Annotated in this window: 8 protein-coding genes; 6 read left to right on the top strand and 2 right to left on the bottom strand. The window is 38.3% G+C overall.

Going from position 1 to position 13,318, the window contains the following annotated elements:
- Window positions 1-41 precede the first annotated feature (41 nt).
- The 5 genes from ES765_RS18080 to ES765_RS18060 all read left to right on the top strand — a co-directional run bounded on the left by ES765_RS18080 (window position 42) and on the right by ES765_RS18060 (window position 7,771).
- Entirely contained in the window at window positions 42-2,387 is a 2,346-nt protein-coding gene (locus ES765_RS18080; RefSeq protein WP_138115756.1) for a PSD1 and planctomycete cytochrome C domain-containing protein, read from the top strand.
- Between the two features lie 2 nt (window positions 2,388-2,389).
- Window positions 2,390-3,883, top strand: coding sequence for a DUF1501 domain-containing protein (locus ES765_RS18075; RefSeq protein WP_138115755.1), 1,494 nt, complete (start codon window positions 2,390-2,392; stop codon window positions 3,881-3,883).
- Complete coding sequence (locus ES765_RS18070; protein WP_138115754.1) at window positions 3,883-4,917, top strand: 6-bladed beta-propeller; 1,035 nt, start codon at window positions 3,883-3,885, stop codon at window positions 4,915-4,917. Before ES765_RS18075 ends, ES765_RS18070 begins: the two co-directional genes overlap by 1 nt.
- An 86-nt stretch (window positions 4,918-5,003) precedes the next feature.
- A complete protein-coding gene (locus ES765_RS18065) occupies window positions 5,004-5,711 on the top strand; it encodes a chitobiase/beta-hexosaminidase C-terminal domain-containing protein (RefSeq protein ID WP_171017360.1) in 708 nt (235 codons plus the stop codon).
- 2 nt (window positions 5,712-5,713) lie between these two features.
- Entirely contained in the window at window positions 5,714-7,771 is a 2,058-nt protein-coding gene (locus ES765_RS18060; protein WP_138115752.1) for an FN3 associated domain-containing protein, read from the top strand.
- Here the strand turns inward: ES765_RS18060 and ES765_RS18055 are convergent.
- Both ES765_RS18055 and ES765_RS18050 read right to left on the bottom strand, forming a co-directional pair.
- Complete coding sequence (locus tag ES765_RS18055; protein ID WP_138115751.1) at window positions 7,768-8,808, bottom strand: sugar phosphate isomerase/epimerase family protein; 1,041 nt, start codon at window positions 8,806-8,808, stop codon at window positions 7,768-7,770. The two genes, ES765_RS18060 and ES765_RS18055, sit on opposite strands and share 4 nt — an antisense overlap.
- 55 nt (window positions 8,809-8,863) lie before the next feature.
- The gene (locus ES765_RS18050; protein ID WP_249356571.1) at window positions 8,864-11,509 is read right to left on the bottom strand and encodes a discoidin domain-containing protein; all 2,646 of its coding nucleotides are present in this window, start codon (window positions 11,507-11,509) and stop codon (window positions 8,864-8,866) included.
- 226 nt (window positions 11,510-11,735) lie between these two features.
- On the opposite strand from ES765_RS18050, the gene ES765_RS18045 reads away from it, so the two are divergent.
- Window positions 11,736-13,169 (top strand): sulfatase, encoded by a 1,434-nt coding sequence (locus ES765_RS18045; protein WP_138115749.1) that lies wholly within the window; start codon window positions 11,736-11,738, stop codon window positions 13,167-13,169.
- Window positions 13,170-13,318: the final 149 nt, after the last annotated feature.

Here is a 13,318-nt window from a genome sequence, read left to right as displayed (position 1 = left end):
TAAAGTTGGTAAGTTCAAGGGTGAGTTACAAACTGAATACCATGGCTGCTAAGTTCTTGAATCGAATAGTTAAGATTGCATCGGTAATTTTCTCTTGCATTGTTTTGATTAGTTGTACTCCCAATACTGATAAAACAATTGCCATTTCGGAAGGTGCAAGTCAAAAACAAGTACCTGAAAAAATTGATTTTACTTTTCATGTTAAACCAATTTTATCCGACCGTTGTTTTAAATGCCATGGTCCAGATAAAAATGCAGTAGAAGGTAACTTTTCTTTGCATTCTCCAGAAGAGGCCTATAAAGTATTGGGAGAACTTAAAGATCACTTTGCTATCGTACCAGGCGATGTTTCAAAAAGTGAATTAGTAAAACGAATTTATTCAGATGATTCAAATGTATTGATGCCCCCTCCAGAATCTAATTTGGTTTTGGAAGACTATGAGAAAGCAATTTTAAAGAAATGGATAGAACAAGGTGCCGTGTATAAAACACATTGGGCATTTGTGCCACCAACGCAACCTGAAGTGCCTGAAACTGATAACGATTGGGGAAATAATGAAATAGATGCCTTTGTTTTAAAAATATTGAAGCAAAATAACTTGAAATCAAATGAAAGGGCAAGTAATGAAAAGTTACTCCGTAGAATCACATTTGACCTTACGGGATTACCGCCCACAATGAAACAGATTAAATCTTTCATTGAAAATCCTACTGACCATACATATGAGACAATTATAGATTCGTTATTAGAATCTGTGGACTACGCTGAGAATATGGCTGCTGAATGGATGGACATTGCCAGATATGCGGACACCCATGGTTATCAAGACGATTTTGAACGTACGATGTGGCCTTGGAGAGATTGGGTTATTCATGCATTTAAGGAGAATATGCCTTATGACCAATTTGTCACATATCAATTAGCAGGAGATTTATTGCCAAATGCCAATTTGGAGCAAATTTTGGCTACAGGATTTAATAGAAATCATAAGATAACGGCAGAAGGTGGTGTTATACCAGAGGAATATAGGGTGGAATATGTAGAAGATAGGACCACCACGTTGGGAACCGCTTTTCTCGGGCTTACCTTGGAGTGTGCACGATGTCACGACCATAAGTATGATCCTATTAGTCAAAAGGAACATTTCCAATTCTACAGTTTTTTCAACACCATTCCAGAACAAGGCTTGCTTGCAAATGCGGCTGAATTGCCTACACCTTATATTACGATTACTTCTAAAGAGGTTGATGACGTTCTTGGATTTATCAATTTGCAGAAAAGCCAAATGAAAGAAATTCCGGTCATGGTGATGAAAGAAATGGAAAAGCCAAGATCTTCATTTGTTTTGGATAGAGGAGTCTATAATCAACATACCACTGAGGTATTTCCAGATACTCCTGAATCTATACTTCCTTTTAATGAGTACCCTAAAAATAGATTGGGATTAGCTAAATGGCTTTTTGAGGATGAACATCCATTAACGGCAAGAGTAGCGGTAAACAGACTGTGGCAACGAATGTTCGGCAATGGAATTGTAGCGACATCATTTGATTTTGGTAACCAAGGAGCTCTACCTACACATCCGGAATTATTGGATTTTTTGGCTATTAAATATCGTACAGAAGGTTGGGATACGAGAAAAATATTAAAGTATATAGCTATGTCAGCTACGTATCAACAAGACACCAAGTCAACCAAAGAAAAACTAGAACAAGACCCGGAGAATAAATTTTTAGCACGAGCATCTCGCTTGCGATTATCGGCAGAAGCCATTCGGGATCAAGCGTTGGTTTTTAGTGGATTATTGAGTAGGGATGTTGGAGGTCCTAGCGTAAAACCATATCAACCTGAGGGTATTTGGGAGGAAACTACGGGTGGTGGAGGTGGAAGTACGGCTTCTTACACGCTAAGTGAAGGAGATGATGTATATAGAAAAAGTTTGTATACCTTTTGGAAACGTACTGTGCCACCTCCAAGTATGATGATATTTGATAGTAGTTCTAGGGATTATTGTTCCGTAAAACGGCAAGAGACAAACACACCCTTGCAGGCGTTGGTGCTCCTAAATGACCCACAAATGGTTGAAGCGGCAAGGGTTGCTGCAGTAGGGGAGATGATTGCAAATCCAGGTGCTGAAAGCGAGCAGATTAGAATGTTATTTTATAAAGCTACTTCTCGATTGCCCAACGAGGTGGAAATACAATCGTTAGTTGGCTATTATTCCCAAATGCTGAAAAAGGCAGAAAACGGTGAGATTAATGTTAGTGAGTATTTAAGTATAGGAAGAAGTGCGGTTCCATCAGAATTAAACACCGATGCGCTTGTTGCAATGGCTTTGACAGCACACACGATTCTAAACCTGGATGAAACAATTAATAGAGGCTAATTATGAGCGAAAAGAAAATACTGGAAGAACGTGCTCTTATCTTGAATAGACGATCTTTTTTAGGAAAAGCCGCTATGGGAATCGGCGGAATAGGTTTAGCATCGTTAATAGGAAATAATTTATACAAAAAAGGATCAAATGGTTTATTCACGGCCGATAGTGGAGCTGGAGGCGTAAAGGGTGTTTTAGACTCCTTACACCATCCTGCAAAAGTAAAAAGAGTCATCTATCTGTTTCAAAGTGGAGGACCTTCCCAACTGGAATTGTTCGATTATAAACCGCTATTGAATCAACGAAGGGGAGAGGATTTGCCAGAATCCATAAGGGACGGACAGCGTTTAACAGGTATGACGTCGGGCCAAGATAGATTTCCGTTAGTAGGTTCTAATTTTGGTTTCCAAAAGCATGGTAAAAATGGAACTTGGATTAGCGATTTATTGCCACATACAGCCAAAATGGTTGATGATATTTGTATTATCAAATCCATGTATACTGAGGCTATTAACCATGATCCCGCAGTTACTTTTTTTCAAACAGGATCACAACAACCGGGCAGGCCTAGCATAGGTTCTTGGTTAAGTTATGGGTTAGGTAGTGAGAACGAGAACCTTCCTGCATTTACAGTATTATTATCAAGGGGAACCGGAAGACCCAATGGCCAACCATTATATACGCGTCTATGGGGTAATGGTTTTCTACATTCTTTACATCAAGGTGTTCAGTTTAGAGCAGCAAAAGATCCAGTACTATATTTGAACGATCCAAAAGGCACTACTGCACAAGTAAAAAGGGCCATGTTGGATCAGTTGGAAGAACTAAATGACCAACATTTTCAAGAAACGGGTGACCCAGAAATACAAAGTAGAATTTCTCAATATGAAATGGCTTACCGCATGCAGACCTCGGTGCCAGATGTAATGGACACAACAAAGGAGCCAGATTATATCTACAAGATGTATGGCTCGGATGCTAAAATTCCTGGCACGTATGCAGCGAACTGTTTATTAGCTAGAAGATTGGCGGAGAAAGATGTTCGCTTTATCCAACTGTACCATATGGGCTGGGACCAGCATGATAATCTACCTGGTGCTATTCAGAAACAAGCAAAAGATGTTGACCAAGCCTCAGCAGCTTTGATTGCCGATCTCAAACAACGCGGTTTACTGGAAGATACATTGGTGGTATGGGGTGGAGAATTTGGAAGGACCAACTATTCACAAGGATTACTAACGGATACTACCTATGGTAGGGACCATCATCCTAGATGTTTTACAATGTGGATGGCTGGTGGTGGTATAAAACAAGGAATGGTTTATGGTGAAACAGACGAGTTTGGGTATAATATTGTTAAAAACCCTGTTCATGTACACGATTTTCAGGCTACTATGCTTCATCAGTTGGGAATCGACCATGAAAAATTCACCTATAAATACCAAGGAAGACGTTTTAGACTTACCGATGTAGAAGGAACTGTTATTAAAGATATTTTGACCTAATGGAAAGAAGAACGTTTATAAAAAATTCTGCTGTTGCCTCAGCTGGTATGTTAACTTTTTCCGCTATGGGAGCAAGCTTAATAAGATATAAAGATACCACCATTGGGCATGGAAGTCACCAGTATAAAATAGATTTAAATTGGGGAGCGCTTAATCCGAATTACTACCCAGTCAATGATTGCCATGAAATGGTACAGGATTCTAAAGGTCGCATATTGCTATTGACCAATCATACCAAGAATAATATCATCGTTTACGATTGTTCTGGTCAATTATTGGAAACCTGGGGCACCGATTACCCTGGTGCTCATGGTTTAACTTTAAATGTAGAGAATGGTGAGGATTTCCTATATATATCTGACAATAACCGCCATGAGGTTATAAAAACGACCATCGACGGTAAGGTTGTACAGGTCTTTGAATTTCCAAAAGAAAGTGGAAAATATGATGCTAAAGAACAGTATGTTCCTACCGAAACAACTATTGCGGCAAACGGAGATGTATTTGTAGCCGATGGCTACGGCTTACAATATATCATGCATTATAATGCAATGGGAGAGCTCTTGAATACCTTTGGAGGAAAAGGCGATGAAAATCACCTTTTTCAAAATGCCCATGGTATTTGTATAGATACTAGAAATGGCAAAAAGCCAGAGCTTTTAATTACAGCCAGAAAACAGAATAAATTGAAACGGTTTACGATGGATGGTAAATTCATCGAGAGTATTGATTTACCAGGGGCTTTTATTTGTAGACCTGTAATTAAAGGAGAAAATGTTTATTTGGCTACCATTTGGTCTGGCGACGGGTCAGATGGAACAGGATTCATTTCTATTTTAAATGGTGATAATAAGCTTATTTCCGCTCCTGGTGGTTGTGTGCCTTTATATGAGAATGATAGTCTTAAGCCTATGTACCAAGCGTTGAAGATATTCACACATCCTCATGATGTTTGTGTTGATGATGACGAGAATTTATATGTTGCACAGTGGAATTCTGGAAAGACTTATCCCATTAAACTAAATAGAGTATAGTTATGCGTTATCGCTATATTTTGGGAGTTTTATTGCTTGTTTTTCATTCTTGTATTGCGCAAAAGGCGTCAACCCAAACTTTTCAAATGTCAACGTCGCAATTAAAGGCATCTTCTGTGTTTTTTGATGCCAAAACAACGATTGAGTTTGATTTTAATTTTCCTGATGCCATAATTAGATATGCATTGAATGGAAGTGTGGTCAATGAAAGTTCGAAGGAATACACAGCACCTTTGGTACTTACTGAAAGTTCCTTGATTACGGCTAAGGTATTTCATCCGCACTATTTGGAAAGTGATCCTGTTCAATTGGAGGTGCTCAAAATTTCAAAGAAAAAACCTATAAAAAATATAGTAATTACTCCTAGTCCAAACGAAAGATACCCAGGGTTAGGACCTTTAGGTTTGGGGGATTTGATAAAAGGAGGAAAGCAATTTAGTTCGGACTCGCAATGGATGGGTTTTCAGACCGACTCCATTACAGCCCTTATTACATTGAATGATGCTATACAGGTTTCAACAATCGTGGTTAGTTTATTAACAAGCCAGTCTAGTTGGATTTTTGCGCCTGCCGAGATTAAAATATTTTATAAAGGAAAACTAATAGGGGCATCCTCTTATCCAAAGAGTACTGCTTCTAACGCCCGAAACGATTCCTTTTTTAGTGTGCCGGTTGCCATGGGAGTGTATGGTCAACTAGAAGTCGTTATTTATCCATTGAACGAAATACCAGAATGGCATCAAGGAAAAGGCACTAGGCCTTGGTTTTTTATGGACGAAATCATAATTCAATAAGAATGGTTCAATTAGGCATACAACTAGGTCACCTTCATCCGCTTTTCGTTCATTTACCTATTGGTATTATTGTGTTTGCTTTTGTACTTGAGGTGTACGGGAAATTGAAACAGCAGAGCTCATTTAGTGCTGTTGTTGAGTTTACGCTTTTGGTTGCTGGCATTACTGCATTATTATCTTTAGGCACAGGATGGCTTTTAGGTACAGAAACAGGATATGATGAGGACTTACTTTTTACCCACAGGTGGATGGCAGTGGGGTTCACTGTATCGACGATTCTACTTTATATTGTGAAGCGAAACAAAAAGAACTGGGTTCGTAGATTGTATGTGCCCTTATTTGGTATAGTGCTGACTTTAATTGGACTTACCGGGCATTTTGGAGGAAACATGACACATGGCGAAGACTATTTATTCATGGAAGAGCGGGATGAAATAGTGATTACTAATGTGCAGGAAGCTAAAGTTTTTGCCCATATCATACAACCTATATTGGATGATAAATGTATGAGTTGTCATAATCCTAAAAAAGCAAAAGGCGGATTAGTAATGAGTACACCAAATCAAATGATACTAGGAGGGGATACTGGTAGTTTGGTAGATACGTTAAAAGGGAGTAATGAACCATTATTTCTACAACGGGTTCATTTGCCTTTAGAAAACGATGACCATATGCCTCCTAAAGGAAAAATCCAATTAACAGATAATGAAAAAACCTTATTGCATTGGTGGATTAAAAATGAACATTGTTTCGATTGTAAGGTGAAAGAGCTATCTGCAGAAGAAAAAATGGTTGCCGTACTTACATCGTTGGAAAAGGACACTTCTGCTATAGCAGAAGTGGCTAAAAAAGCAACAATGGTTTCTAAAGATTGGATTCAGGGAATCAGAAGCGCAGGTATTTCAATATATACGCTTTCCGAAGAAAATCAATTATTGGCTGTTTCTATGGCCGGAATGGATTCAATTAGAAAAGATGAGCTAAAGGCATTAGAGGAGTATGCGGATAATATTGTTGAATTAGACCTTGGTTTTACCAATTTCAATGATGAGTTAATGTCCTACATTCAACCTTTTGAAAATATATTAAAACTTAAATTACAGCACACGAAGGTTACGGATGCTATTGGTGAGGATCTTGCAGAATTTGAACTATTAGAATCTCTTAATCTTTATGGGACTAGGGTTACCGATAAATTAACACAACAATTAAAAGGCAATAAAAAACTTCAGAATATTTACTTATGGAGAACTGATGTTTCCGCTGAAGGAATAGCCCAATTACAACAAGAACTACCCCGCCTTACAATTCAGCAATTAGACGCAGATTTGTTTAAGGCAACCGTTCTTGACCCACCTACTATATTGAGTGAGTCCATTTTTTTTAGTGATAGTTTGGTGGTTAAGATGGAGAATCTTTTTGATAATTCAGATATATATTATACTCAGGATGGTTCTCTACCCAGTACATCTTCTATGAAATATAATACAGAAGTGGTGTTGAATAATACAGCTACTATTAAAGCGATTGCCGTTAAAAAGGATTGGGAGCTCAGTGCAGTGGCAGAAAGTATATTTATTAAAAATAATATAGCATACTCCGATATTGCTTTGCTATCTACACCAAATGAAAAGTATGCCGGTCAAAAAGGGAAAACGTTAATGGATCAAAAAAGGGGGTCTATTAATTTTGTAGATGGTAATTGGTTAGGTTTTGAAGGGAAACACTTAAAAGCTGTTGTAGAACTTAAGCAATCAAATACTATTTCTAAAGTTTCAATAGGAGCATTGTCCGCACCTGCCAGTTGGATTTTCTATCCAACGGCATTTATAGTTTCAGTTTCTAATGATGGTATCAATTTTAAGGAAATCGGACGAAAAAACATGAAAGAAGAAAGCCCTAATGCAGAGGTAAAACTCACGTTTTTTGAAATGGAATTGACACCTACGAACACGAAATATGTAAAGTTGGAAATTCAAAGCCCATTAAGGAATCCAAATTGGCATACCAATCCGGGTGGTAAAAGTTGGATTTTTATTGATGAAGTTGTGCTTAATTAACTTTCTAACGCTTGTTTTGCATAGGTTAGGCATTTTTTAACCTCTTGTACGGCATCAGAACCTTCTGGAATATCATATTCCAATTCAATCGTCGCTGGAAAAGTATATTTTTCATCACGCATTAATTGTAACACTTCAACAATAGGTGTATCCCCGGTACCCCAGAGAACATTTCCTTTATGATGTTCAGGAGTTCGTCTATCCTTTAAATGCATACTCATAATGTGGCTATGCTTTTCTTTGACGATGTTTAATGGAGCCTCATTACCTGCCGCTACAAAATGACCTAAATCTAAGTTTATTGCATTATGATCAGATTGTTCTAATGCCGTATCCCAAAATGTTGGAGTTTGTTGTTCGTGACCGTGATAGGCTACAAAAATATCATACTTCGCTGCAATTTGGCTCAATTTTAAAGTATGCCCATCATCACTAGGGTGTTCCAAGGTTACGTGACTGGCGCCTAATGCTTTTGCGGCTTTCATGCCCCAATTGATTTCTGAGTCGGTATTGTTTTTACTGAAAGCATTAGGTTTAAATGCATAGATACGTACGCCTGCTTCATTATACATTTTACGAAGAGCTTTAAACTTCTCCATCGATACGCTCGCACGCCAATCTGCCACAACTTTATTATATTGGTCTACTTTTGCCTGTATGTCTATAAATTCCTTTTGCTCTTCCTCGTTGAGGTCATTATTCCTATTACGCCTCATTAGGCTATAAAAAGTGTTTCTATCGATAGGGTTTTTTGGTTTCCCTGCGTACTGTTCAGCTGGGTCTCCCATGAGCTCCACTGCATTTATTCCAGAATCTAAAATATACTGTAATGTAGCTTCTGCGCTTTGGTCGGGCATACTTCTAAAAGAGTAGGTAATCACACCTATCTGAACTCCATTAATCTTAGAATTAGAAGTATACTTTAGAAAACTAGGTGCGCCAAAAAGCGAAGGACCCAAGAGTGTCGTTCCTGCAAGTAGTGCCGTTGATTTTTTTAGAAAAGACCTCCTTTGGTGAATGGATGTATTTGTTTTCATGCGTTTACCTATTGTTGCTATAAAAATAGTTGAAATTTGTTTATTTAGAACGTTCTTATAGTGTGTTCAGTGCATATAACTTTAATTGCTTTATACGCCAGGGAATATCGTTTTCCGCTTCAACCGAACTTGTTAATGTGAGTTTTAAAAACTTAATTGAAACGGGTTCGAAATCCAATTTAAAATTTTGGTCTTTTCCTTCACCTTTATTCAGAATGTTCCAATTTTCTCCATCTTTCGAAACCGAAATTTCATAAGATCTCGCATAGGTCTGTAATGGAGCAGGTGAGCCCTCTCTCCAACCTCGTGAAATGGGTGGAGAATTTAATTGTAAGCCTGTAAGCGCTAAAGGGTTTGGGAATTCAATTTGAAACCACATTCCTTTCTTCTGGTTATCGCCGGTAGTCCATCCTTCAAAATTGAATGCACTATTTGGTGATGCCGTTCCTCCAATTCGATTTGGTGCTGTATGGCTTGCTGTAATTGTCCAACTTTGTTGCAGCGGTAAGGAAGTCGGGACAGAATGAATTAATTCGGGATATCGGTACGTCCCTTCTTTGTTCGCAGTTTTCTTTCGTACTTCGGCAACATATTCACTTGTTACCATTGAAGCTTCATTAGATAGGTTGTTTCTGATATAGGAGACAATTGAAGCTACCCAATCATCCGATTGTTCTTTATTTCCTACCATAATACCAGCGGGATAAGTTTTGCCATCCAACGGTCCTTCCAAACCATGGAGAATAGTTTTTATGATATACTCGGGATGGTCTTGAACACGTACTGATCCAGATAAAGGTGGGGCCATTACCGTTCCATTTCCTAGTGGTGTTCCGGTTCCATTATTTCCGTGGCATTGCACGCAAAGTTCATTGAATATAATTCTGCCTTTTTCCAGACTTTCTTGTTGAACCTCGCTCAAAAGAACTTCATTTCGATTCCAGCGATTTTCTTGTTTTACGGGAGTTAGAATTTGTGAACCTACAACTTGTATTCCTTTAGCGTGATTGGTTTTTACAATTTTGGAAAGTACTTTTTTAAACCCAGGAACCTCTAGAAGTTTGTTGGTTAATATGGCTTGAAGGGCAACATCCACATTTTTGTCTTCTAAGAGCTTTAAATAGGATGTTGCAAAACGTGTAGTTCCAGTTTTATACAACGTCTCACTGGCGCGGATTGCTTGTATTCTTATTTTCGGATTAGGGTCTTTAAAAAGTGTTTCCAGCATATCGGCTTGTAAGACTCCAAGCCCCTCCAAGCACCATATGGCATGTGTTCTAGCTAACTGATTTTTAGTAGTCATCACCATATTACGGAGCGCTGATGCCGTACTTTGATCACGCGAAAGAACAATTAGTTGTTGTGCCTTATCTCGCCACCATCCATTGGGGTGTTCTAAATATTTAATCAATTCAACAGGGTCTTCATCCAACATTGTTGGTTTGGTTTTATTGCGCTCCTTACTGTCATGGGTAATACGCCATATTCGACCTAGGCCTATAACTTTATCCAATTGGTATTGTTCAATTTTGGTTCTCAGATAGGTTCCTTTTTGTGCCCATTGTCCTTCTTGAATAATACCGTGATACATGTCGGTAATATATAATGTGCCGTCTGGAGCGGTGGTCATATCTACAGGTCTGAATAAGGGATCCGTTGAGCGAAGAAATTCTGATTGTTTCTGTTGATAGGCATTATGTAATGTGGTTAATCCTTCAGAAACTACCGGATTAATTTGTCTTACGATTCGAGCAACAGGTTCACCATAAAAATATTGTCCATATAGATCCGACGGTAGTCTGTCACCCCGATAAATATCGTTACCTGCAGACCCTGTTACACGATTTGTAGAGCCATCTGGCTGGCGTACCCTACTCATGCCTTCTTGTAAATCGGCAATTTTTATGGCAGCACCATACGGAATTTCAAACCCTTCGGCAAGTTCATTTTCTATGGGGTAGTTGCCGTAATGAATGGGAAATTGAAAATGAGATGGTATACCGCTTGCACCTCCCTGAAACCATAATTTGCCGTTATCATCATGAGTTACTCCCCATTGAGCTCTATTAAATCCTGTTTTTTCTCGTATAACCCCATTTAGTGTTTCTCGAACCCTAAATGCATTTACGGTACTGTACAGCCAATTATCCATACCATAATACATGAATGCCTGTTGATGCTCCACATTGCCAGATCGACCATATTTATTGGTGAAGAACTCTTTTTTGTCAGCTTTTCCATCTCCATTGGTATCAGTGTATTTGTATACATTATCAGTATCAGATTCCATAGATAAAATGCAATCTTTACCATATGGTAATACAAAACGCGGAAAAATTAAGCTATCCACAAAAACGGTTCCTGTTTCATAGATGCCATCATTGTCTTTGTCTTCCCACCTAGAAATTCTGCTCTTTGGATCTAATGTGCCATCTGAATCTGCAGATAGCATGTATGTTCTTAGTTCTAATACATACATGCTACCGTTGCCATCAAATGAAATAGCACCAGGTTGCTCTATTTGTGGTTCAGTTAATATGGGTTCAATGTGATATCCTTCAGGTAATAAAAACTTTTTAGCCTGTTGCTGTGGATAAAGTGGTAGTACGGGAGATTTTGGTTCAAGGTCAATTCCTGCCCAGTTTTCATCTTTTGAATCTGCATCTTCGGGAAGCGTTAGCTTGGGTAGTGTATCCGACATTGAACGAATAACTTTATCGACTGGGTTAGAACTGTTCCCATTACCCATACAACTTGCTAAAAGGCAGAAAATGAGCGCAGTCCCTATAAAGGTCAAAATTCTAATTTGGATATTCAATAATTTCAAGAGCATTGGATTGACTTAGTCGTTGAAACTATGAAAATTTATGGTTCTGAATTCGTATATTATCGATTATTTATGGACATATTTGACAAAAGAGTATGAAATGGGATTGAAAATTAAGTTTATAGCACTATTATGTTTTTTTGTTTGGAAAAATGCGAGTTGTCAAAAGAATAAAAACACACCAGACTCTTTACCAAATGTAGTATTGATTTTTACAGATGATCAAGGGTATAATGATGTAGGGGTGTTTGGTGCCAACGATATTTCAACCCCCAATCTGGATCAGATGGCAAAAGATGGGGCAAAACTGACCAATTTCTATGCTGCACAGGCGGTGTGTTCTGCTTCAAGAGCTGGTATACTAACAGGCTGTTACCCAAATCGAATAGGAATTCACAATGCTTTGATGCCCAATAGTAAAAAAGGATTGAATACCGAAGAAACCACTTTGGCCGAGATGCTAAGGAGTAAAGGATATGCTACTGCGATATTCGGTAAGTGGCATTTAGGTGATCAGAAAGAGTTTATGCCGAATAACCATGGTTTTGATGAGTATTTTGGAATACCTTATTCTAATGATATGTGGCCTTTGCATCCACAGCAGGGTCCTATTTTTAATTTTGACCCTTTGCCCTTGTATGATAATGAAATGGTTATTGATACGCTTACGGATCAAACGAACTTGACAACAATGATTACAGAGCGCAGTGTTGATTTCATTGAACGAAATAAGGAGTCTCCTTTTTTTCTATATGTTCCGCATCCACAGCCTCATGTTCCACTTTTTGTTTCAGATAAGTTTAAAGGTAAATCTAATAGAGGACTCTATGGTGATGTGATAACGGAGTTAGATTGGTCTGTAGGTGAGATTATTAAAGCTCTAGAGGATAACGGACTTACAGACAATACGATAGTCATTTTTACCTCAGATAATGGTCCTTGGTTGGCATATGGAAATCATTCAGGTAGTGCGTTTCCGTTTAGGGAAGGAAAAGGCACTGCTTGGGAAGGTGGTCAACGGGAGCCCTTTTTAATTAAGTATCCGAAAAAGATAGCGGGTGGAGTGACTATAGATGCTCCAGTTATGGCAATAGATATTTATCCTACCCTTGCGGAGGTTACCAATTCTAAACTTCCTGAGAAGATAATAGATGGTAAAAGCGCTTGGAGTTTACTGAGTGGTAAAACTACTGAAAGTCCTCAAGAAGCGTATTTCTTCTATTACAGAGTCAATGAATTATTTGGGGTGCGTTATGGGAAGTGGAAGTTGTATTTTCCACATACCTACAGAACTATGGATGGCCAAGAACCTGGCAAGGATGGCCTGCCGGGGAATTACAAAATGGTCGATTTGAATGAAATTGAACTCTATGATTTAGAATCGGATAGCAGTGAGACAAAAAATATAGCTGCAGCATATCCTAAAATTATCGCTAAAATTGAGAAGCTGGCAAATGAAATGCGTATAAGGTTGGGAGATTCTTTACAGGAAATGGAAGGGATGGAGAATCGAGCACCTGGAATTATCCATTGATTTTGATTTAACGTTTTAAGAGATGGCTGAGTTCAACCCATAAGTGCAACACACTTATTTTTTAGGACTTCAATTGGGTTATTATAATTAAACTTTCTAATAGGTCTGTAATTTAATAATCTTTCTACTTCCTTTATTCTTTTTTCAGT

The sequence above is a fragment of the Maribacter sp. ACAM166 genome, from assembly GCF_005771495.1.
Classification (GTDB): Bacteria; Bacteroidota; Bacteroidia; order Flavobacteriales; family Flavobacteriaceae; genus Maribacter.
This window is presented reverse-complemented; position numbering and strand designations above follow the sequence as displayed.